This is a genomic window from Dechloromonas hortensis (assembly GCF_009469765.1).
In the GTDB taxonomy this organism is placed as follows: domain Bacteria; phylum Pseudomonadota; class Gammaproteobacteria; order Burkholderiales; family Rhodocyclaceae; genus Azonexus; species Azonexus hortensis.
The window spans coordinates 23109-44727 of record NZ_SSSQ01000015.1; the positions used below are offsets into that span (position 1 = coordinate 23109).

Genomic DNA, 21619 nt, shown 5'->3' on the forward strand with positions numbered 1-21619 from the left:
GCCCTAAATCAGTAACGTTCCAGATCGATATCGATCGCCAGCGAACGAATTTCCTTGACCAGCACATTGAAAGATTCCGGCATGCCGGCCTCGATCCTGTGCTCGCCCTTGACGATGTTCTCGTAGACCTTGGTACGGCCATTCACGTCGTCGGACTTGACGGTCAGCATTTCCTGCAGCACGTAGGATGCACCATAAGCCTCAAGTGCCCACACTTCCATTTCACCGAAGCGCTGACCACCAAACTGCGCCTTACCACCCAGCGGCTGCTGGGTAACCAGCGAGTACGGGCCGGTCGAACGGGCATGCATCTTGTCATCGACCAGGTGATGCAGCTTCAGGTAGTGCATGTAGCCAACCGTCACCTGACGCTCGAATGCTTCGCCGGTACGGCCATCAAACAAGGTCATCTGACCGGAAGACGGCATACCTGCCAGTGCCAGCATCGCCTTGATCTCTGCATCCTTGGCCCCGTCGAAGACGGGCGTCGCGAACGGCACACCATCCTTCAGATTGCCGGCCATTTCCATGATTTCGGTATCGCTCAGCTGATCAAGATCTTCAGCCTTGCCACCCGAGTTGTAGATCTTGTCGAGGAAACTACGCATTTCCTTGACGTTGGCCTGAGCCCGTAGCATGGCACCAATCTGGTGACCGAGCCCCTTGGCGGCGAGGCCGAGGTGTACTTCGAGAATCTGACCGACGTTCATCCGTGACGGCACACCCAGCGGATTCAGCACGATATCGACCGGGCTGCCATCTTCCATGTGCGGCATGTCTTCAACCGGCAGGATACGGGAGACCACACCCTTGTTACCGTGACGACCGGCCATCTTGTCGCCCGGCTGCAGACGACGCTTGACCGCTACATAGACCTTGACCATCTTCTGCACGCCCGGCGGCAATTCGTCACCTTGCGTCAACTTCTTGCGCTTGCCTTCGAAAGCAACGTCGAAGTCCTTGCGTGCCTGTTCCAGACCATCCTTGACCTGCTCCAGTTGCTGGGCGACGTCATCTTCTGCCAGACGAATATCGAACCAGTGATGCGGATCCATCCCGTCGAGGTAGGACTGCTCGATGACCGACCCCTTGGCCAATTTCTTCGGACCACCATTGGCCTTCTTGCCAAGGATCAGTCGTTCGACACGAGCAAATGCATCGCGTTCAACGATACGCATCTGGTCAGCCAGATCCAGCTTGTAATGACGCAGGTGCTCGTCGATGATCGACTGGGCACGCTTGTCACGCTCTATGCCTTCACGGGTGAAGACCTGAACGTCGATGACGGTACCGGCAATACCGGACGGTACGCGCAGCGAGGTGTCCTTAACATCGGAGGCCTTTTCACCGAAGATGGCGCGCAGAAGCTTTTCTTCCGGCGTCAGCTGGGTTTCGCCCTTCGGCGTTACCTTGCCAACCAGGACGTCACCGGCTTCAACTTCAGCACCGATATAGACGATACCGGAGTCATCGAGGCGAGAAAGCTGAACTTCTCCCAAGGAGGCGATGTCGCGGGTGATTTCTTCAGGACCAAGCTTGGTATCGCGCGCAACGACCGTCAGTTCTTCGATATGGATCGAGGTATAGCGATCTTCGGCAACGACGCGCTCGGAGATCAAGATCGAATCTTCGAAGTTGTAGCCATTCCATGGCATAAAGGCGATCAACATGTTCTGGCCAAGAGCCAGTTCGCCCTTGTCGGTTGACGCACCGTCGGCCACGACATCGCCGCAGGCGATCTTGTCGCCAACCTTGACCAGCGGACGCTGGTTGATATTGGTGTTCTGGTTGGAACGGGTGTATTTAACCAGATTGTAGATATCGACACCGACTTCACCAGCGACGGTTTCATCGTCGTTAACCCGGACGACCACGCGACCGGCATCAACGTAATCCACCATGCCGCCACGACGAGCCACGACGGCCGTTCCGGAGTCGACCGCAACCGTGCGTTCGATCCCCGTACCCACCAGCGCCTTCTCGGGACGCAGGCAAGGAACGGCCTGACGCTGCATGTTGGCGCCCATCAAGGCACGGTTCGCATCGTCATGCTCGAGGAAGGGAATCAGCGAGGCAGCAACGGAAACAATCTGACCCGGCGCGACGTCCATGTATTGAACACGCGACGGCTCGGCCAGAATGGTTTCACCCTTCTCACGACAAGTGACCAAGTCATCCGACAAGCGACCATTTTCATCCAGCGATGCATTGGCCTGAGCAACGACATAGTTGCCCTCTTCGATTGCCGACAGATACTCGATATCGTTGGTTACCTTGGAATCGATGACCTTGCGATAGGCAGTTTCGATGAACCCATAGTCATTAACCCGGGCAAACAGCGCCAGCGAGTTGATCAGGCCGATGTTCGGACCTTCCGGGGTTTCGATCGGGCAAACGCGGCCATAGTGGGTCGGATGCACGTCGCGCACCTCGAAGCCGGCACGTTCGCGGGTCAGACCACCCGGGCCGAGAGCGGAGACGCGACGTTTGTGCGTAATTTCCGACAACGGATTGGTTTGGTCCATAAACTGCGACAACTGGCTGGAACCAAAAAACTCCTTGATTGCAGCACTGATCGGCTTGGCATTGATCAGGTCGTGCGGCATAAGATTATCCGACTCGGCCTGGCTCAAGCGCTCTTTGACAGCGCGTTCGACACGCACCAGACCGGCACGGAACTGGTTCTCAGCCAGTTCGCCAACGGAACGAACGCGACGATTGCCGAGGTGATCGATATCGTCGATTTCGCCGCGGCCATTGCGCAGTTCGCAAAGAATCTTGATGACTTCGACGATGTCGCGCGGCGACAGCGTCAGTTGCTCGCGAACTTCAACATTGGCACCAAGAGGCTTGATCTTGGCAGCCAGATTTTCAGCAAGCTCTTGGGTCAGGTTCTCGGACAGTGCACGCGGGCCATAAGGCATCAAGCTGACCAGATCCTGTATCGCCGCGAGGGAGAAGCCAGACCCTTCAGCCAGGTTCTTCAAGGCAGCCTCGGCCTTGGAGGCCAAGCTCCGAACCATGACCTTGTATTCAATAACGTCGGGGCGAGCCAGACGACGATTGAACTTCATACGGCCGACGCCGGACAGATCGTAACGCTCATCGGAGTAGAACAAACCGTTGAACAGGATCTCAACAGCTTCTTCGGTCGGCGGCTCGCCCGGACGCATCATCCGGTAGATCGCAACGCGGGCCGCCTGGCGGGATGCTGTTTCGTCGGCGCGCAGCGTGTTGGAGATGAATGCACCACGATCAAGGTCGTTGGTGTACAGCGTTTCAACGGTGGTGATCTCGGCTTCACGCAGCTTGGCGAGCAGCGTTTCGGTAATTTCGTCATTGGCATTGGCGACAACCTCGCCAGTAGCCTTGTCGATGATGTTCTTGGCGATAACGCGGCCAATGAAGAAATCCTCGGGCACGACGAGCTGCTTCAGCGAGGCAGCACCGATGTCACGAATGTGCTTGGCCGTAATACGCTTGTCTTTGGCGACAATAACCTTGCCATCCGGGCCGACGAAATCAAAGCGGGCCACCTCGCCACGCAGACGTTCCGGCACCAGGGTAAACTCGACTGACTCCTTGCCCAGCAGGAAGGTATCGAAATCGAAGAACTGCTCCAGGATTTCTTCGGAAGACATCCCGATCGCCTTGAGCAGCGTCGTGACCGGCATCTTGCGGCGGCGGTCGACACGGAAGAAGAGCGTGTCTTTCGGGTCGAACTCGAAGTCCAACCAAGAACCGCGATACGGAATGATCCGTGCCGAGAACAGCAGCTTGCCGGAGCTATGGGTCTTGCCGCGGTCATGCTCGAAGAAAACGCCAGGCGAGCGATGCAACTGGGAAACGATTACTCGCTCCGTACCGTTGATCACGAATGAGCCGTTCGTCGTCATGAGCGGAATCTCGCCCATGTAAACTTCCTGCTCTTTGACTTCCTTCACGGTATCCGGGGCTTCCCGATCCATGATCACCAGACGCACCTTCGCACGCAATGACGAAGCAAAGGTCAATCCGCGTTGTTGGCATTCGGTCACGTCAAAAGCCGGCTCGCCAAGCATGTAGCTGACGAACTCAAGGCGGGCGTTACCGGAATGCGAAACGATCGGGAATATCGAGGTAAACGCAGCCTGCAAGCCTTCATTTTTACGCTTTTCAGCTGGAATCTCCGCTTGCAAAAAAGCGGTAAAGGATTGAAGCTGAGTGGCAAGCAGGAAGGGAACATCAAGCACGCTGCTACGCTTAGCGAAGCTCTTGCGGATGCGTTTCTTCTCGGTGAAGGAGTAAGTCATGGTAACTCCGTGAGGATAAAATCAAACGTTAAACCTGTCGAAACAGGCAAACGCAAACGAGCTCTCCTCCTTGGACCCAAGGAAGTAAGCAAGGTTTGCGTTTGCCGGCTGGCGTTATTCAAGTTTATCTTTTTGCTGGGTTGAACCTGTCATACAAAGCAGAAAAGGGCTGGCGACACCGTCACCAGCCCAAACACTTCAGGTCGATTACTTGACTTCGACCTTGGCGCCAGCAGCTTCAAGTTGCGTCTTGAGGGCTTCAGCATCAGCCTTGGAAACGCCTTCCTTGACAGCCTTCGGAGCGCCATCAACCAGATCCTTGGCTTCCTTGAGGCCCAGACCGGTAACAGCACGCACGACCTTGATGACTTCAACCTTCTTGTCGCCGGCAGCAGCCAGGACAACGGTGAATTCGGTCTGCTCTTCGGCAGCGGCAGCACCACCAGCAGCCGGGCCGGCAACGGCGACGGCAGCGGCGGAAACGCCAAACTTCTCTTCGAACGCCTTAACCAGGTCGTTCAGTTCCATAACGGTCAGGGCGCCAACGGCTTCCAGAATGTCTTCTTTGCTAATTGCCATTTCAAATAACTCCTAAATCAGTTCGTAAGCGGTACGGTTAAGCAGCGGCTTCTTCGCGCTGCGTTGCCAGTGCGGCCAGGCCACGGACAAAGCCGGCAACCGGTGCTTGCATGACGTACAGCAGCTTGGAGAGCAGCTCTTCACGGCTCGGGACGGAGGCAAGTGCCTGTACACCGGCTTTGTCGAGTACTTGGCCGGCGTAGGAGCCGGCTTTCAGCACGAGCTTGTCGTTGGTTTTAGCGAAGTCGTTGAGAACCTTCGCTGCAGCCACCGGATCTTCGGAAACGCTATAAATCAGCGGTCCGACCATTTGGTCTGCCAGGCCAGCGAACGCAGTGTCCGCGACCGCGCGACGAACCAAGGTATTCTTCAACACGCGCAGATACACACCCGACTCGCGCGCCTTTTTGCGCAGCACGGTGAGGTCGGTAACCTCAATGCCACGGTATTCGGCAATCACGATAGTCTGTGCGTTGGCCACTTGTGCCGACACCTCAGCTACAACCGCTTTTTTGTCGTTCAGATTGAGACCCACAGGTCTTTCCTCCTTTCAAGTCATAACACGACGGGGAAATTCCCGCCGCACCTACGGCGACCTGAACCAGAAGCTATGCCGCCCGTTACCGGTCAGCAGAAAATCTTGTTCTGGGACACCGTCTGCGCAGGATACTTTCGCGATTAAGCCCCTTGCGGGGCACCTGCGGTCTTTGACGATCCGCCCGTCATTGCCGAAGCAACAACCGGCGACCCAAAGTACGTTTTAGCCCGCGAGCGACGCCTGATCGATGCGAACGCCAGGACCCATTGTCGCTGCAACGGCAATCTTGCGAAGATACTGACCTTTCGAAGAAGCCGGCTTAGCCTTTTGCAGCGCATCAACCAGCGCCTTCAAATTGGTTTCCAGATTCTCGACCGAGAAGGAAGCACGACCGATCGTGGCATGGATGATGCCAGCCTTGTCGGTACGGTACTGAACCTGACCAGCCTTGGCGTTCTTGACGGCAGTGGTGACGTCCATAGTCACCGTACCAACCTTCGGATTCGGCATCAAACCACGCGGACCAAGGATCTGGCCGAGCTGGCCAACAACCTTCATGGCATCCGGCGTCGCGATGACGACGTCGAAATTCAGATTGCCGGCCTTGACTTCGGCAGCCAGGTCGTCGAAACCGACGACTTCGGCGCCTGCAGCCTTGGCGGCTTCGGCCTTGTCGCCCTGGGCGAACACGGCAACACGAACTGACTTACCGGTACCAGCCGGCAAGACGACGGAGCCACGGACAACCTGATCCGATTTACGTGCATCAACACCGAGGTTGACCGCAACATCGATCGATTCGTCAAACTTGGCAGTGGCAGTTTCCTTGGCCAGGGTCAGCGCTTCCGTAATCGGATAGAGCTTCTGGGCAACGATCTTGCCTGCTACAGCTTTTTGCTTTTTGGTGAGCTTTGCCATGATTACAGACCCTCAACCGTGATGCCCATGGAACGGGCGGAACCAGCGATAGTACGAACAGCAGCATCCATATCGGCCGCGGTAAGGTCAGGCATCTTGGTCTTTGCGATTTCTTCGGCCTGCGCACGGGTAATCTTGCCGACCTTGTCGGTGTGCGGCTTGGCTGAACCGGACTTGATACCGGCTGCCTTCTTGATCAGGATGGTTGCCGGCGGCGTCTTCATCACGAACGTGAAGGACTTGTCGGCAAAGGCGGTAATCACCACCGGAATCGGCAGACCAGGCTCAACACCTTGGGTCTGGGCATTAAATGCCTTGCAGAACTCCATGATGTTCAGACCGCGCTGACCCAGCGCCGGACCAATCGGGGGGGACGGATTTGCTTTGCCGGCTGGCACTTGCAGCTTGATGTAGCCAATAATTTTCTTGGCCATAATTGCTCCTAATAAATGAGTAGTAACGCGCCCCAAATCGGATAACCGACCTTAGCGACGCTCCTCGTGCCGAAACAAGGGGCTTTCGGCTTGCCCTTGAATCCAGAACTCAGGACTTTTCGACCTGAGCAAACTCCAGTTCGACCGGCGTCGCGCGACCAAAAATAGTCACCGAGACACGCAAGCGATTTTTTTCATAGTTAACATCTTCGACCGAGCCATGGAAGTCAGTAAACGGACCTTCCTTGACACGCACAACCTCACCAACTTCAAACAGCACCTTGGGACGAGGTTTTTCAACCCCTTCCTGCATTTGCTGCATGATTTTTTCGACTTCCTTTTCGGAAATCGGCGTCGGGCGATTTGCCGTCCCGCCCACAAAGCCGGTTACTTTCGGCGTGTTTTTTACGAGATGCCAAGAATCATCGTCCATCTCCATTTCGACCAGCACATAGCCGGGAAAGAACTTGCGTTCGGAAATGGCTTTTTGGCCGCCCTTCATTTCGACGACCTCTTCGACCGGAACCAGAATACGGCCAAACTTATCCTGCATATCCAGACGAGTGATGCGCTCCTGAATGGCGCGCATCACACTCTTCTCGAAGCCGGAATAGGCATGTACAACATACCAACGTTTACTCATGATTTCTTCCAGCCCAACACGAGATCATAAAGAACCCATTCGAGGCTCTTATCAGTCAAATAGAGGAATAAGGCCATCACGACCACAAAGGCAAAAACAGCACCTGTAGTCTGCATGGTTTCCTTGCGGGTCGGCCAGACGACTTTCTTGGCCTCAATCACCGCTTCGTTGGCAAAAACAAAAAAACGCTGCCCAGGCTCGGTCTTCCAAGCCACGGAAACAGCAAGCGCCAACCCAACGAGAACCGCCAGGACGCGCAAAATCATTGCCTGCTCCGAGAGCAGGTAGAAGCCAGCCACGCCAGCTGCCAGAATAACCAGCGCCAGCGCAAACTTGATCTTGTCAGCCATGACGTTCGCGATCTTTAAAGAGAGTGGCAGGGGCGGAGGGAATCGAACCCCCGACCTACGGTTTTGGAAACCGTTGCTCTACCAATTGAGCTACACCCCTGCTGCAGAAACATCAAAGCGCCTCGGTTACCCGAAGCGCCTTAACTACAAAAACTACTTATTACTCGATGATCTTGGCAACGACACCGGCGCCGACGGTACGACCGCCTTCACGGATGGCGAAACGCAGACCTTCTTCCATGGCGATCGGTGCGATCAGCTTAACGGTCATCTGAATGTTGTCACCCGGCATGACCATTTCAACGCCTTCCGGCAGGGAGATCGCGCCGGTCACGTCGGTGGTACGGAAGTAGAACTGCGGACGGTAGTTGTTGAAGAACGGGGTGTGACGACCACCTTCGTCCTTCGACAGAACATACACTTCGCCAGTGAAGTGGGTGTGCGGGGTGATCGAGCCCGGCTTGCACAGGACCTGACCACGCTCGACGTCTTCACGCTTGGTACCACGCAGCAGGGCGCCAACGTTATCGCCAGCCTGACCTTGGTCGAGCAGCTTGCGGAACATTTCGACACCGGTACAGGTGGTCTTGACGGTCGGGCGAATACCGACGATTTCAATTTCTTCGCCAACCTTGACGACGCCACGTTCGATACGGCCGGTCACCACGGTGCCGCGACCAGAGATCGAGAAGACATCTTCAACCGGCATCAGGAACGGCAGATCAACAGCGCGCTCCGGGGTCGGGATGTAGGAGTCCAGAGCATCAGCCAGACGGAAGCTGCAGGGCTCGCCGATTTCCGACTGATCGCCTTCGAGGGCCTTCAGGGCGGAACCGTGAATGATCGGGGTGTCGTCGCCCGGGAAGTCGTACTTGGAGAGCAGCTCGCGCAGTTCCATTTCGACCAGCTCGAGCAGTTCGGCATCATCCACCATGTCGCACTTGTTCATGAAGACCAGAACGTACGGCACACCGACCTGACGGGCCAGCAGGATGTGTTCGCGGGTTTGCGGCATCGGGCCGTCAGCAGCGGAACAGACGAGGATGGCGCCATCCATCTGGGCAGCACCGGTAATCATGTTCTTGACGTAGTCGGCGTGACCCGGGCAGTCAACGTGGGCGTAGTGACGATTGGCGGTTTCGTACTCGACGTGCGCAGTGTTGATCGTGATGCCGCGAGCCTTTTCTTCCGGGGCTGCGTCAATCTGATCGTAAGCCTTGGCGGCGCCGCCGTACTTCTTCGACAGCACCGTCGTGATCGCTGCCGTCAGCGTGGTCTTGCCGTGGTCAACGTGACCAATCGTACCGACGTTTACGTGCGGTTTGGTACGCTCGAATTTTTCCTTAGCCATTCCAGTTCCTCAATAATTAAATAAGCAAAAAATCCAGAATCCAAGCTAATCGGTGGTGCCCATGGGCAGGATCGAACTGCCGACCTCTCCCTTACCAAGGGAGTGCTCTACCACTGAGCCACATGGGCCTACCTTAAAACTCCAGCCGTACCGCGTTGTGGAGCGGGTGAAGGGAATCGAACCCTCGTCTTAAGCTTGGAAGGCTTCAGCTCTACCATTGAGCTACACCCGCTTAACCCTTGCCCGCAGCACAGGCCGCTACAGCATTTAATCTGGTGGAGGGAGAAGGATTCGAACCTTCGAAGGCAGAGCCGACAGATTTACAGTCTGTTCCCGTTGACCGCTTGGGTATCCCTCCGGGAGAACGCAAGATTATCCGGACATTACACAGAAGTGTCAACAATCTATTTAATAAAAAAGCCGACCAGAGGCCGGCTTTCGATAAAACACAACGACAACTTACTTTTGCGCCAGAATCCAGGTAACCAGTTTCTTGGCTTCGTCGTCCGTAACATTGTTCGGCGGCATCGGGATTTCACCCCAGTTACCCTTGCCACCTGCCTTGACCTTGGCAGCCAGGGTCGCAACGGCATTCTTGTCGCTCTTGTACTTGGCGGCCACATCCTTGTACGCCGGACCAACCAGCTTCTTGTCGATGGCGTGGCAAGCCATGCAGTTCTTGGCCTTGGCCAGTGCTTCGTCAGCTTGGGCCTGGCCGGCCATCACGATACCAGCAGCAGCCATCATGGCTACATAAACAGCTTTCATTTCTCGCTCCGTTTATCGGGTTGATGGGTAAATCAGCGTGCGATGATAAGACCCTTTGGGGTCGCATGCAAACCACCGCTCGACGTTGAAAGCTGGATGACTGGCTTTAATGACCAGCATCCGCCTCCGTTAATTAACGCACCGAATTAAAAAGCGATGACCGACGAGGCATCAAGTGCGCGATGAGATTGCCAGCAACGCCCCAGCCGATACGAAGAGACCGCCAAACAGCCTGTTTTGTAGGCGTATCGATTTTGGGTCATGCAGCCACCGCGCCAGACGGACCGCCACTAGTGCATAGGCCGACATGACGATCATGTCGGTCAGACAAAGCGTCAAACCAATCGTCAGATATTGCGGCAGCAGCGCTGAGCCGGCGTCGATGAACGGCGGAACCAGCGCACCGATAAAAACAATGGCTTTCGGATTGGTCAAATTGACCAACAGACCCTGCAGGAAAAACCCCTTCGCTTTCAACGAAGGCGCCTCGTTATCGGCCGGCAGCGGCAAGGCGCGCCATTTGGCGACCCCCAGCCAGACCAGATAGGCCGCTCCGCAAAGCTTGACGACCGTAAAGGCAAGGTCGGATGCGGCGAGCAGCGCCCCCAAGCCCAGCCCGACGATTGCCAAATGCGTCAGCAGGGCCGTCTGCAAGCCAAGGATAACCTGTGCGGCCGAGCCGTAGCCGTGGCGCATCCCGGTACTCATGCTGACGACAGCGCCCGGCCCGGGTGTGACGGCGATCAGGATCGCCGCCAGCAGGAAACCGAGCCAGACGCTGAAGCTCATTTGCGGCGCTGGATCTGGGTGACGTCACGCACGGCGCCTTTGTCGGCCGACGTCGCCATCAGCGCATAGGCCTGCAACGCAGCCGAAACGACACGCTCGCGATTGATTGGCTGCCAGGACGCCTCGCCCTTGGCTTCCATCGCGGCACGCCGAGCGCCCAGCACCTCGTCGGAAACGGCCAGATGGATACGCCGCTGCGGGATGTCGATTTCAATCGTATCGCCTTCTTCAACCAGACCGATCGCCCCGCCGTCCGCCGCTTCCGGCGAGGCATGGCCGATCGACAGGCCCGACGTTCCGCCGGAGAAACGGCCATCGGTCAGCAAGGCGCATTCCTTGCCCAGCCCCATCGACTTCAGATAGGAGGTTGGGTAGAGCATTTCCTGCATGCCCGGGCCACCCTTCGGACCTTCATAGCGGATGACAACCACATCACCGGCGACGATTTTCTCGCCCAGGATGGCGTCGACCGCAGCATCCTGGCTTTCGAAGACGCGCGCCTTGCCGGTGAACTTCCAGATCGACTCGTCGACCCCGGCCGTCTTGACGATACAGCCATTGAGCGCGATGTTGCCGTACAGCACGGCGAGGCCGCCCTCCTGCGAATAGGCATTGGCCTTGTTGCGGATGCAGCCATTGGTCCGGTCAAGGTCGAGCTCGTTATAACGACGGTCCTGCGAGAAAGCCGTTTGCGTCGGGACGCCACCCGGCCCGGCCTTGAAGAATTCGTGCACCTTGATGTCGTGCTCGCGGACGACATCCCAGCGATCGATCGCCTCACCCAGGGTCTTGGCATAGATGGTCGGCACATCGCGATGCAGCAGGCCGGCACGATCTAGCTCGCCAAGGATGCCCATGATGCCGCCAGCGCGGTGCACATCCTCGATGTGGTACTTGTCGGTCATCGGCGCCACCTTGCACAGGCAGGGCACAGCACGCGAAATGCGGTCGATGTCGGCCATCGTGAAATCGACACCTGCTTCCTGCGCTGTCGCCAGGATATGGAGCACGGTATTGGTCGAGCCGCCCATGGCGACATCGAGAGTCATCGCATTCTCAAAGGTGGCCTTGGTGGCAATCGCACGCGGCAGCACCGAGGCATCTTCCTGCTCGTAATAACGCTGGCACAGTTCGACCGCCAGACGACCGGCGCGCAGGAACAACTGCTTGCGGTCGGCGTGGGTGGCGACGACGGTACCGTTGCCGGGCAGGCTGAGACCGAGCACTTCGGTCAGACAGTTCATCGAATTGGCAGTGAACATGCCCGAGCAGGAACCGCAGGTCGGACAGGCGGAACGCTCGATCTCGTCCAGATCAGCCTGGGAAACCGAAGCATCGGCCGCCTTGACCATGGCATCGACCAGATCGAGATGAATGACCTGACCCTGCACGGTGACCTTGCCGGCTTCCATCGGGCCGCCGGAAACGAAAACGACCGGGATGTTGAGGCGCATGGCGGCCATCAGCATGCCCGGGGTGATCTTGTCGCAATTGGAAATACAGACCATGGCATCGGCGCAATGGGCGTTCACCATGTACTCGACGGAGTCGGCGATCAGGTCACGACTGGGCAGCGAATAGAGCATGCCGCTGTGGCCCATGGCGATGCCGTCGTCGACGGCGATGGTGTTGAATTCCTTGGCGATGCCGCCGGCCGCCTCGATCTCGCGCGCCACCAGTTGGCCCATGTCCTTTAGGTGCACGTGACCGGGCACGAACTGGGTGAAACTGTTGACCACGGCGATGATCGGCTTTTCGAAATCGCCATCTTTCATGCCGGTCGCGCGCCACAGGGCGCGGGCACCGGCCATGTTGCGGCCGTGGGTGGAGGTGCGGGAACGGTACTGAGGCATGAAAATCTCCGTCGAAAACGATGCGCCGAAATCTTGCGACAAATGGCGCGAACTATAATCGGCTAATTCTAGCCCACTCTGCACAATTGATGCTTCTACATCCCCAGTTCGACCCTGTCGCCTTCTCACTCGGACCGCTCTCGGTACGTTGGTACGGTTTGATGTATCTGCTCGCCTTCGTTCAATTTATTTTGCTCGGTCGCTACCGGATCAAGAAGAGCCTTTCTCCACTCAGCGTCGAACAACTCGACGACCTGCTCTTCTACGGCATGCTGGGGGTGATCATTGGTGGCCGCCTGGGCCAGGTGCTGTTTTACGAGCCGGAATATTTCCTGGCCCATCCGCTCGAAGTCGTTGCCGTCTGGAAAGGCGGCATGAGTTTTCATGGCGGCTTTCTCGGCGTCCTGATCGCCATCGGCCTGTGGGCGCGCAAGCAACGGATGAACTGGTTCGACGTCACCGACCTGATTGCGCCTCTGGTCCCGCTCGGCCTGGCCGCCGGCCGGGTCGGCAACTTCATCAATGGTGAACTGTGGGGCCGGATCGCCGACCCTAGCCTGCCGTGGGCGATGATCTTTCCGCAAGCCGGCGACATGGCACCGCGCCACCCGTCGCAGCTTTACCATGTCGGCCTCGAAGGCCTCGCCCTCTTTGTCATTCTTTGGCTGTTCAGCAACCAGCCGCGGCCGCGTAGCGCCGTGTCGGCCGTTTTCCTGATCGGCTATGGCAGCTTCCGTTTCATTACCGAATTTTTCCGCGAACCAGACCACGGCATATTCGGTCAGTCCTACACCATCAGCATGGGCCAGTGGCTGTCGCTGCCGATGATCCTGATCGGCCTCACCATGCTTGTCCTGGCCTACCGGAAACGCGCCTGAGCAGTCCTTCCCCTAACCGGCGAAGACCGTATAATTATGAATTACATTGATTAATCAACGACAGGAAGGCACCCATGCAACGTCCATTCAAGGTTCTCGGCATTCAGCAAATCGCCATCGGCGGCCCATCCAAGGAAAAACTGCGCACGCTGTGGGTCGACATGTTCGGCCTCGAAGTGACCAGCACCTTCGTTTCCGAGCGTGAAAACGTCGATGAAGATATCTGCGCCATGGGCAGCGGCCCCTTCAAGGTCGAAGTCGACCTGATGCAACCGCTCGACCCGGAGAAGAAGCCGGCGGTGCACGCCACGCCGCTCAACCATGTCGGCCTGTGGATCGATGATCTGCCGAAAGCCGTCGAATGGCTCGGCGCCAAAGGCGTCCGCTTTGCCCCGGGTGGCATCCGCAAAGGCGCGGCCGGCTTCGACATCACCTTTCTGCACCCGAAAGGCAACGAGGAGTTTCCGATTGGCGGCGAAGGTGTGCTGATCGAGCTGGTTCAGGCGCCGCCGGAAGTGGTCAGTGCCTTCGCCAAACTGGCGGCCCAATAGGACTGAGCATGGCTGACATCCCCGAGAAAGATCTCGAGGAAACCCGCGCGGCGCTCGCCCCAACACTGGAGGCGACCGCCGCCATCCTGCCCTGGGTCGCCAAGCCGCGCCCGCTGCGCTTCGCCAAGGAACTCAATCAGCGCTGGGTCGCGGCTTGCCGCAACCTGGCCGCAGCCTGGTCGGCCCGCCACCATGTCGAGACCGACAGCGTGCGACCAGCGGTTTTTGCGCTGTACGGCGTTGCGCTGGAAAGCGCCGATACCGATTGCCTGCGCCTGGGCGAAGCACTGGCCAGCGCTGCCGACGGCCTCGAGGGAACACCGCCGGCCCGCCTGATCGCCGCCCTCAGCGCTACCATCGAGTGCTTCGACGAAGCGAGCGGCCTCGAACATGTGCTGTTCGCCGAACGGGCCCGCCATTTTGCCGAGCGTCTGGAAGGCTGCCTCAGCCCCGGCGGGCAAGCCGTCGAGCGCTCACCGGTGCTCGATCGCCTGTTCGCCAGCGAGGCGCGGGAGCGGCTGGAACGCCTGCGCGACGCCCTGGCCGCGCTGCCGCTCGATGCCTACGCCCTGAAGATCGAAGCCGGAGAACTGGCCCAGCAGGCCGAACATCTTGAACTCTACGGCATCCTTCACCTGTGCCGCGAGTTGGTCCAGGCCATCCCGAGCGGCATCGATCAACTAGAGAACGGCACGGTGCGCCAGGGCCTGCTCGCCATCCTGGACCAGCTCGAAACGGCGATTGCTGCGGTAGACGCCTAAATCGGGCGAAAAATGCCCAGCACCAGTTTACGGCCACCGCTGACATCAGCCACTTCGGTCGCGATTTCCACCGCCTTGACGCTGCCATCGGCCCGTTGAATATCGGTAAAAATGCGTGACTGCGACTGCCCGGTAACCAGTTGCCGGAAGCGCAACGCGCATTCGTCGGCCACCGCCACGGGATGCAAGGCGCGCTGATGCTTGCCGATCAGCAAGCGGCGCGGGTAGGCAAACAGGCTCTCGGCCTGCCGGTTGGCGTCCAGCACGATGCCGCTCTCACCATCGACCAGCAGCATGGCATCGCGCGAGGCGTCGAAGACTGCCTGCAGCCGCTCGTTTGCCGTCCGGGCTTGGGTCCGCGCCTGCTCCGCCTCGTACTCGACCAGGGCCAGGGTTACCAGATTGGCGACCGCCTGGGCAAACAGACGATGCACGGCAGCCCATGGCTGACGTGGGCCGACCTGCTCGAGGCAGAGCACCCCCTGCAACTCGCCGCGAATGTGGATCGGTGTCGCCAGCATGGCCGACACCCGATGGCGTTGCAGATAATCGGCGTTGAGTTCCAGCGTCATCGGATGCTGGGCAGGATCATCAGCCGCAATGCAGCCTTCATTGTGCAGGGCCTGAAAATAGGCCGGATACTGGCTGGCCAGCAATGCCCCGCCGCTGCTGTGACGGGCCGATGACCGCTCATACAGTTCCAGGCAGCGCAATTCCTGCTGACCATTGTTGAGGGCCCAGATACTGACCCGCTCGACACCGGACATCCGCGCCGCCGATTCGGTCAGAATGCTCAAGGTCATGTCGAGCGACGCCTCCTTGAAGAAGACGCCGCGCGACAAGGAGGCGACGCCTTCCTGCAGGTCGTAAGGCGACAGCAATGTCGAGGCGAGACCGGGATTGAGCAAGTTTTCCATGAAATTCGGCAGCCAATGGCCAATTTGCATGGCCCATTCAGATGGCTACCGATTTTAAGCAGCGGGAAAACCCAGCAGTGTGAAATACCTCACGCTATTACAAAAGTAATATATCTACCAATCAATCCGGCCCCGGCGTCGTCTTGAAGACAAACGCAGCCCGCTCGACATCGCTGATCCAGACCAGTCCATCACCGTAATGGCCGGTCTGCGCCACCTCGGTAATGCGCTGGAAGATGGCTTCCGCCACCTCATCCGGCGCAACGATCTCGACGCGCACCTTGGGCGTGTAGTCCGTCAGTTCGTCCTTGATCTTGACGCGGACCGGCGCATGCCGGGTCGGCGCACTGCACCCCTCCACCTTGCTCACCGTCATCCCGGGGAACCCAGGCAGGGCGATCAGCGCATCGCGCAATACCGATAATTTATTGGGCCGGATGATGGCCTTGATCTCTTTCATGCTTCAACCTCCTCCTCGTCAAACCAGCGGTAGATGGTGGGCAAGACCACCAGCGTCAGCAGGGTTGACGTAATCAGACCACCAATAACCACAATTGCCAGCGGGCGCTGCACCTCGGACCCCGGCCCCGTCGAGAACAGGAAGGGAATCAGGCCGAGCATGGCTACCGTCGCCGTCATCATGACCGGACGGAAACGCAAGGTGGCACCTTCGACCACGGCATCGCGGACGCTGCGCCCTTCTTCGCGCAGACCCCGGATATACGAGACCAGCACCACCCCGTTGAGCACTGCAATACCCCACAGCGCGATGAATCCGACCGAGGCCGGCACCGACAGGTACTCACCGGCAACGAACAGACCGATGATGCCGCCGATCGACGCAAAGGGCAGCACGGTGATGATCAGCGTCGCAAAGCGCAGGGAATTGAAGAGCAGGAAGAGCAGGAAGAAAATCGCGGCAATGGTGATCGGGATAATCACCATCAGGTGCCCCAGCGCCCGCTCCATGTTCTGGAACTGGCCGCCCCACTCCAGGTAATAGCCTTCCGGCAGCTTGATCTGCGCGGCGACCTTCTGTTGCAGTTCGGCAACGAAGCTGCCGAGGTCGCGGTCCTTGACGTTGACGCCGACCACGATGCGACGTTTGCCCAGTTCACGCGAAATCTGCGCCGGACCGTCCATCACCTGGATTTTCGCAACGTCGGTCAAACGTACCTGCGCCCCATTCGGCGAGGTAATCAGCACATTCGAAATGGCTTCGACATTATTGCGGAAGCGCTCCGGCAAACGAACCACAGCGGGGAAACGCCGCTCGCCTTCGAAGATTTCGCTCGCCTCCTTGCCGCCGATTGCCGTTTCCAGCACGTCATTGACATCGGAAACGTTGAGGCCGATACGAGCAATCGCCTGTCGGTCAATTTCGACCGACAGATACTGCTGACCGCTGATCCGCTCGATGCGCAAATCCTGAGCGCCCTGCAGCGCCTGCGCCACCTTGCCGATCTGGCCGGCAACCCGCTTCAGCTGATCGAGATCGTCGCCAAAAACCTTGACCGCGATGTCGGAACGAACACCGGTCACCATCTCGTCGACACGGTCCGAAATCGGCTGCGCCATGACAATCTGCACGCCCGGCAAGCCCTTCAGTTTTTCCCGCATGGCATCCTGAATGTCGTCCTGGGTCCAACCGTCCGGCCATTCGGCGCGCGGCTTCAGGCTGACAATCGGCGTCGATTCGTTCGGCCCCTGCGGGTCGGCCGGCGACTCGCCACGGCCGACACCGGAGACCGCCGACTTGACGCCGGGCACCTGCATGACCAGGCGCATCGCCTCCATTTCCATCTTGATCGACTCTTCGAGCGAAATGTTCGGCACGCGGTTGATGCCGGGCACCACCGAACCTTCCTTCATTTCCGGAATGAAGGCCGTGCCGAGCAAAGGCAGCACCGCAATGGTCAGCGCGAAGGCACCAACCGCTGCCGCCACCGTCTTCTTCTCGTTGCCGAGCGCCCAGTGCAGCATCTTCAGGTAACGCTGCTTCATCGCTGCGATCAGCTTGGTGTCGTGATCGCCATCATGCGCCGGCGGCTTGAGCAGGTAAGTAGACATCACCGGTGTCAGCGTCATCGACAAGATGAGCGAAATACCCAGTGCAATCGCAATGGTGTAGGCGAGTGGTGCGAACATCTTGCCTTCCATGCCCTGCAAGGTCATCAGGGGCAGGAAAACGAGAATGATGATGCCGACACCGAAGATGACCGGCGTCGCCACCTCGACCACGGCATGCAGAATGACCCGCAACGGGCTTTCCCCCTTGTTGGCATTGCGCCCCAGTTGCAGGAAGGCATTCTCGACGACGACGACCGAGCCGTCGACCATCAGGCCAATGGCAATAGCCAGGCCGCCCAGCGACATCAGGTTGGCAGAGATGCCGAGCTTGTTCATCGCGGTAAAGGTCAGCAAGGGCGTCAGGACCAGGGTCGCGACGACGATCAGCGATGAACGGACATCGCCGAGGAAGAGGAAAAGGACGACGACGACCAGCACGACACCTTCGAGCAGCACCTTGGTAACGGTCCACAGTGCCGCATCGACCAATTCCGAACGGTCGTAATAAGCGACGATTTTCAGACCATCGGGCAACATTCCCTTGGCGTTGATCTCGTCGACCCGCGCCTTGATCTTGCTGACCACCGCCTTGGCATTGCCGCCGGCGATCATCATGACCACGCCGCCGACCGCCTCGGTCGTGCCGTTCTTGATTACCGCCCCCTGGCGGACCTCGTGGCCGATCTGCACCTCGGCGACATCACGGACATAGACCGGCACGCCGTCCTTTTCCTTGAGCACGATGGCACGCAGATCATCCAGGTCGCGAACCAGGCCGACGCCGCGGATCAGATACTGCTCGGCGTATTGCGGCAGCACCCCGCCGCCGGCATTGGCATTGTTGCGGCCAACCGCCTGATAGACGTCAGTCACGCTCAGACCAAAATGGCGCAGCTTGTCCGGATTGACCAGCACCTGATACTGCTTGGCAAAACCGCCCTGCGAATTGATTTCGGCGACCCCGGGAATCGAACGCAGCAACGGTCGAACCACCCAGTCCTGGGCCACCCGGCGCTGCATCAACTCTTCCTGCGTCAACGCTCGATCGCCGTCATCCGATCGTTCCAGCGTGTATTGATACACCTCGCCCAAACCGGTCGATACCGGCCCAAGCACCGGCGTAATGCCTTGTGGCAGGCGCGAGCCGACCTCCAGCAGGCGCTCCATGACCAGTTGGCGGGCAAAATAAACGTCGGTCTTGTCGTTGAAAACCAGCGTGATCAGCGACAGGCCCGGCTTGTTAAGCGAACGCATTTCCTCCAGCCCGGGCAGGCCGGTCATCGCCACCTCCAGCGGCACGGTGGCGAAACGCTCGACCTCCTCCGGCGAACGCCCCGGTGCCTCGGTCGCAATCTGCACCTGAATATTGGTGACATCCGGGAAGGCATCGACCGACAGCTTCTGCGCCGCATTCAGGCCGAAGAAGAACAGGATGGCGGCAATGACCGCAACGATCAGGCGCTGCTTGAGCGCCGCACGAACCAGTGACTCGATCACGTGCCCTCCATTTCCTTGCGATTGCGTTCGTTGTTCAGGTGGAAAGCGCCATCGACCACCAGCTTCTCATCCCCCTTCAAACCCGACCGCACGACACGCTGCCCGCCCTGCTCCGGCCCGAGCTTGACCTTGACCAGGCGGAAGACACCATCGCCCTCGGCGACGAAGACATGATCCTCGTCGCTCTCGCGGACAACGGCGCTGGCCGGCACGACCAGGCGCTCGACCGGCTTCGCTTCGATCAGCATCGAAGCCAGCATCGCCGGCTTCAGCCGGCCTTCATGATTTTCCAGTTCGGTCCGGACAAGCACCGTCCGGGTATCGGGGTCGATAGTCTGACCGACGTAGATCAGCTTGCCGATCAGCCGTTCATTGCCTAGTGCCGGCACCTCGATCGTCACCGACTGACCTTCCTTGACCTGGCTGACCTGCTGCTCGGGCACCTGGGCGACAGCCCATAGGCGCGACAAATCGGCCACCACGAACAAGGTATCGGCCGGTTGCACCACCTGGCCTTGGGCCAGCTTGCGCTCGACGACCACACCGTTCAGGGTTGCCACCACCGGGGTCAGCGAATTGACCGCGCCCTGTTTGCCAAGGCGATCAATCGCCGCCGCACTGACACCGAGCAACTGCAACTGATCGGCTGCGGCGCGGGTTTCGGCAACGGAAATCTGATATTCGCTCTCGCGGCGCTGCAATTCGGCCGCAGCGATCACATCCGACTCGAACAGCGCCTTGGCACGCTCGGCATTGCGCCGGTTCAGCTCAAGCTGGGCGCGCGCCTTCAAGTAGGCCAGTTGCTGGCTGGACAACTCGCTGCTATTCAAGCGCGCCAGCACATCGCCCTTTTTTACTGTCTGGCCAAGCCAGGCATCGATATCGGTAACCCGGCCAGTAATCGTTGCGCCAATCCGGGCTAGGCGATGCTCGTCGAAATCGATCCGTCCAGCCACCCGCAGCGTCTCCGCCACCGGCTCGCTGCGCACCTGCGCCAGCTTGAGTTGGGCCAACAGTTCCTGAGCCGGCGCCACCATGGTCGGATCGGTCGACGGCTTGGCCACCGCCGCGTCATCGTCCTTGTTGCAGCCGGCCAGCACTGCTGCGGTCAACAGTATAAAAAGAGCCTTTTTCATTCTTTGCGTCCTCCGGGCACGGCCCGTAGTCTTTCGATTTCCACCCAGGCTGCCGCCAGTTCATAGCGCGCAGCAATCAACTCGGCCCGCGCCGCGCGGTAGACCCGTTGCGCGTCGAGCACCTCAATAAATCCCCGCTCACCAAAACGATAGGCAGCTTCAGCCACCTTCAGCGCCGCTTCGGCCTGACGGACAATGCCCGACTCGAGCGCCGTCACCTGGTTTTGGGCAATTTCATATTGCTGGTACGCGACTTCCAGAGCCTGGGCCAGCGAAAACTGCTGGGACTCCAGTTCGTTGCGGGCCCGCGACAGTTGAGCCGAGGCCTCGCCGATGGGACCGCTACGGCGGTCCCACAAGGGGATCGACATGACGATACCGACTTTCGAGGTACGCAGATCGGGGTCTTCGTCGACGCTGGCCTTGACGGCCAGATTGGGCCAGCGCTGGACACGTTCCAGATCAAGCTGGCGCTCGGCGCGCACCATTTCGGCGCGGGCGCGCGCCAAATCCGGGCTGGATTCGGCCAGTTCCTTGCGCACGACATCGAGCGGCGTCAGGGCCGGCACATCGCGCAAGCGGCTGGTCAGCGTAAATTCGGCCGGCAAGGCGCCACCGACGATCTGACGCAGCAGCGAACGCGCCTGTTCGAGCCGGAAACCGGCGGCCTGCGCGTTCTTCTGGGCATTCAAGGTTTCCGCATCGGATTTGATCAACTCGAAGCGTGGCGCTTCACCCGTTTCGACACGCAGCGCGATCCGCGAGCGCACCCCCTCCATCAGGGCAACGTCTTCCCGGGCATTCCGCAACTCGGCCTCGCGCCGCAACACTTCGAAATAACGCGCCCGCAAACGGGCCAACAAGTCGGCCTCGAAAGCCCGGTTGCCGGCCGTCGCCGCCTCCAGCCCGGCCTCGGCGACGCCGATCCGGGCCGAACGGCGCCACGGCATATCGAGCGGCTGGGTCAGCGAAGCGCTGCGCGCATCCCCTGGATTGCCACCTGGACTGCGTGCCCGCGCCGTGCCGGCCAAATATTCCAGCTCGGGATTGGGAAAGGCACCAGCACTATCGACCGCATAACGGGCCGCATTGACCTGGTCGCGGCCGGCCTGAATTGCCCGGCTTGAACTCATGGCCAGCGCTTCCAGGCTCGGCAGGTCGTACTCGGGCTGGGCAAAGACCAGCGTTGCGACCAGGCTGCTCCCTAAAACAAGTATTTTTTTGAATCGCATCATCGCTTTCTTTTAGCAAACCGTATGCCACCGGGGTTGCCGCCTGCAACGCCCCCCCGGGT

19 protein-coding genes and 4 tRNA genes are annotated in these 21619 nt (G+C 59.2%); 3 read left to right on the forward strand and 20 right to left on the reverse strand.

Annotated elements, in window-relative coordinates; all coding sequences use genetic code 11:
• Nucleotides 1–8: 8 nt before the first annotated feature.
• The 15 genes from rpoB to ilvD form a co-directional block, all read right to left on the reverse strand.
• Nucleotides 9–4292, reverse strand: coding sequence for a DNA-directed RNA polymerase subunit beta (gene rpoB, locus GH663_RS18405; protein ID WP_153133086.1), 4284 nt, complete (start codon nt 4290–4292; stop codon nt 9–11).
• A 207-nt stretch (nt 4293–4499) separates the two neighbouring features.
• Nucleotides 4500–4871, reverse strand: coding sequence for a 50S ribosomal protein L7/L12 (gene rplL / locus GH663_RS18410; RefSeq protein ID WP_153133087.1), 372 nt, complete (start codon nt 4869–4871; stop codon nt 4500–4502).
• A 37-nt stretch (nt 4872–4908) separates the two neighbouring features.
• Complete coding sequence (gene rplJ / locus GH663_RS18415; protein ID WP_153133088.1) at nt 4909–5406, reverse strand: 50S ribosomal protein L10; 498 nt, start codon at nt 5404–5406, stop codon at nt 4909–4911.
• 225 nt (nt 5407–5631) lie between these two features.
• Nucleotides 5632–6327 (reverse strand): 50S ribosomal protein L1, encoded by a 696-nt coding sequence (gene rplA / locus GH663_RS18420; protein WP_153133089.1) that lies wholly within the window; start codon nt 6325–6327, stop codon nt 5632–5634.
• A 2-nt stretch (nt 6328–6329) separates the two neighbouring features.
• On the reverse strand, nt 6330–6761 hold the full coding sequence (gene rplK, locus GH663_RS18425; RefSeq protein ID WP_066879525.1) for a 50S ribosomal protein L11: 432 nt from the start codon (nt 6759–6761) through the stop codon (nt 6330–6332).
• Nucleotides 6762–6870: 109 nt separating this feature from the next.
• Nucleotides 6871–7404 (reverse strand): transcription termination/antitermination protein NusG, encoded by a 534-nt coding sequence (nusG, locus tag GH663_RS18430; protein WP_066879528.1) that lies wholly within the window; start codon nt 7402–7404, stop codon nt 6871–6873.
• Entirely contained in the window at nt 7401–7754 is a 354-nt protein-coding gene (gene secE / locus GH663_RS18435; protein WP_153133090.1) for a preprotein translocase subunit SecE, read from the reverse strand. The genes nusG and secE overlap by 4 nt, the downstream gene beginning before the upstream one ends.
• 24 nt (nt 7755–7778) lie before the next feature.
• Nucleotides 7779–7854, reverse strand: a tRNA-Trp gene (locus GH663_RS18440).
• Between the two features lie 60 nt (nt 7855–7914).
• Nucleotides 7915–9105 (reverse strand): elongation factor Tu, encoded by a 1191-nt coding sequence (tuf, locus tag GH663_RS18445; protein WP_153133091.1) that lies wholly within the window; start codon nt 9103–9105, stop codon nt 7915–7917.
• Between the two features lie 53 nt (nt 9106–9158).
• Nucleotides 9159–9233: transfer RNA gene (locus GH663_RS18450), tRNA-Thr, on the reverse strand.
• Nucleotides 9234–9263: 30 nt separating this feature from the next.
• A tRNA-Gly gene (locus GH663_RS18455) sits at nt 9264–9337 on the reverse strand.
• Nucleotides 9338–9378: 41 nt separating this feature from the next.
• Nucleotides 9379–9463 (reverse strand) — tRNA-Tyr (locus GH663_RS18460).
• Between the two features lie 101 nt (nt 9464–9564).
• The gene (locus GH663_RS18465) at nt 9565–9873 is read right to left on the reverse strand and encodes a c-type cytochrome (protein ID WP_066882889.1); all 309 of its coding nucleotides are present in this window, start codon (nt 9871–9873) and stop codon (nt 9565–9567) included.
• Nucleotides 9874–10044: 171 nt separating this feature from the next.
• Complete coding sequence (locus tag GH663_RS18470) at nt 10045–10662, reverse strand: LysE family transporter (protein WP_153133092.1); 618 nt, start codon at nt 10660–10662, stop codon at nt 10045–10047.
• Entirely contained in the window at nt 10659–12515 is a 1857-nt protein-coding gene (gene ilvD / locus GH663_RS18475) for a dihydroxy-acid dehydratase (protein WP_153133093.1), read from the reverse strand. The genes GH663_RS18470 and ilvD overlap by 4 nt, the downstream gene beginning before the upstream one ends.
• An 89-nt stretch (nt 12516–12604) precedes the next feature.
• On the opposite strand from ilvD, the gene lgt reads away from it, so the two are divergent.
• The 3 genes from lgt to GH663_RS18490 all read left to right on the forward strand — a co-directional run bounded on the left by lgt (nt 12605) and on the right by GH663_RS18490 (nt 14705).
• Nucleotides 12605–13393: a prolipoprotein diacylglyceryl transferase gene (lgt, locus tag GH663_RS18480; protein WP_153133094.1), complete on the forward strand. Its 789-nt coding sequence runs from the start codon at nt 12605–12607 to the stop codon at nt 13391–13393.
• 74 nt (nt 13394–13467) lie between these two features.
• A complete protein-coding gene (locus GH663_RS18485; RefSeq protein ID WP_153133095.1) occupies nt 13468–13944 on the forward strand; it encodes a VOC family protein in 477 nt (158 codons plus the stop codon).
• A gap of 8 nt (nt 13945–13952) precedes the next feature.
• Complete coding sequence (locus GH663_RS18490) at nt 13953–14705, forward strand: hypothetical protein (RefSeq protein WP_153133096.1); 753 nt, start codon at nt 13953–13955, stop codon at nt 14703–14705.
• Here GH663_RS18490 and GH663_RS18495 read toward each other — a convergent pair.
• From GH663_RS18495 to GH663_RS18515, 5 genes are all read right to left on the reverse strand, one after another.
• Nucleotides 14702–15652: a GAF domain-containing protein gene (locus GH663_RS18495; protein WP_153133097.1), complete on the reverse strand. Its 951-nt coding sequence runs from the start codon at nt 15650–15652 to the stop codon at nt 14702–14704. The genes GH663_RS18490 and GH663_RS18495 overlap by 4 nt on opposite strands.
• Before the next feature lie 91 nt (nt 15653–15743).
• Nucleotides 15744–16082 carry a P-II family nitrogen regulator gene (locus GH663_RS18500; protein WP_153133098.1) on the reverse strand — a complete coding sequence of 113 codons (339 nt, stop codon included), beginning with the start codon at nt 16080–16082 and terminating at the stop codon, nt 15744–15746.
• Complete coding sequence (locus GH663_RS18505; protein WP_153133099.1) at nt 16079–19189, reverse strand: efflux RND transporter permease subunit; 3111 nt, start codon at nt 19187–19189, stop codon at nt 16079–16081. Before GH663_RS18505 ends, GH663_RS18500 begins: the two co-directional genes overlap by 4 nt.
• Nucleotides 19186–20325: an efflux RND transporter periplasmic adaptor subunit gene (locus tag GH663_RS18510; RefSeq protein WP_153133100.1), complete on the reverse strand. Its 1140-nt coding sequence runs from the start codon at nt 20323–20325 to the stop codon at nt 19186–19188. Before GH663_RS18510 ends, GH663_RS18505 begins: the two co-directional genes overlap by 4 nt.
• On the reverse strand, nt 20322–21560 hold the full coding sequence (locus tag GH663_RS18515) for a TolC family protein (RefSeq protein ID WP_246181644.1): 1239 nt from the start codon (nt 21558–21560) through the stop codon (nt 20322–20324). Before GH663_RS18515 ends, GH663_RS18510 begins: the two co-directional genes overlap by 4 nt.
• Nucleotides 21561–21619: the final 59 nt, after the last annotated feature.

Excerpts from the sequence above, each read along its gene's own strand:
- rpoB (WP_153133086.1), bottom strand. The coding sequence starts at position 4,292 with ATGACTTACTCCTTCACCGAGAAGAAACGCATCCGCAAGAGCTTCGCT.
- rplL (WP_153133087.1), bottom strand. The coding sequence starts at position 4,871 with ATGGCAATTAGCAAAGAAGACATTCTGGAAGCCGTTGGCGCCCTGACC.
- rplA (WP_153133089.1), bottom strand. The coding sequence starts at position 6,327 with ATGGCAAAGCTCACCAAAAAGCAAAAAGCTGTAGCAGGCAAGATCGTT.
- rplK (WP_066879525.1), bottom strand. The coding sequence starts at position 6,761 with ATGGCCAAGAAAATTATTGGCTACATCAAGCTGCAAGTGCCAGCCGGC.
- nusG (WP_066879528.1), bottom strand. The coding sequence starts at position 7,404 with ATGAGTAAACGTTGGTATGTTGTACATGCCTATTCCGGCTTCGAGAAG.
- secE (WP_153133090.1), bottom strand. The coding sequence starts at position 7,754 with ATGGCTGACAAGATCAAGTTTGCGCTGGCGCTGGTTATTCTGGCAGCT.
- tuf (WP_153133091.1), bottom strand. The coding sequence starts at position 9,105 with ATGGCTAAGGAAAAATTCGAGCGTACCAAACCGCACGTAAACGTCGGT.
- GH663_RS18465 (WP_066882889.1), bottom strand. The coding sequence starts at position 9,873 with ATGAAAGCTGTTTATGTAGCCATGATGGCTGCTGCTGGTATCGTGATG.
- GH663_RS18470 (WP_153133092.1), bottom strand. The coding sequence starts at position 10,662 with ATGAGCTTCAGCGTCTGGCTCGGTTTCCTGCTGGCGGCGATCCTGATC.
- ilvD (WP_153133093.1), bottom strand. The coding sequence starts at position 12,515 with ATGCCTCAGTACCGTTCCCGCACCTCCACCCACGGCCGCAACATGGCC.
- lgt (WP_153133094.1), top strand. The coding sequence starts at position 12,605 with ATGCTTCTACATCCCCAGTTCGACCCTGTCGCCTTCTCACTCGGACCG.
- GH663_RS18485 (WP_153133095.1), top strand. The coding sequence starts at position 13,468 with ATGCAACGTCCATTCAAGGTTCTCGGCATTCAGCAAATCGCCATCGGC.
- GH663_RS18490 (WP_153133096.1), top strand. The coding sequence starts at position 13,953 with ATGGCTGACATCCCCGAGAAAGATCTCGAGGAAACCCGCGCGGCGCTC.
- GH663_RS18495 (WP_153133097.1), bottom strand. The coding sequence starts at position 15,652 with ATGCAAATTGGCCATTGGCTGCCGAATTTCATGGAAAACTTGCTCAAT.
- GH663_RS18500 (WP_153133098.1), bottom strand. The coding sequence starts at position 16,082 with ATGAAAGAGATCAAGGCCATCATCCGGCCCAATAAATTATCGGTATTG.
- GH663_RS18510 (WP_153133100.1), bottom strand. The coding sequence starts at position 20,325 with ATGAAAAAGGCTCTTTTTATACTGTTGACCGCAGCAGTGCTGGCCGGC.
- GH663_RS18515 (WP_246181644.1), bottom strand. The coding sequence starts at position 21,560 with ATGATGCGATTCAAAAAAATACTTGTTTTAGGGAGCAGCCTGGTCGCA.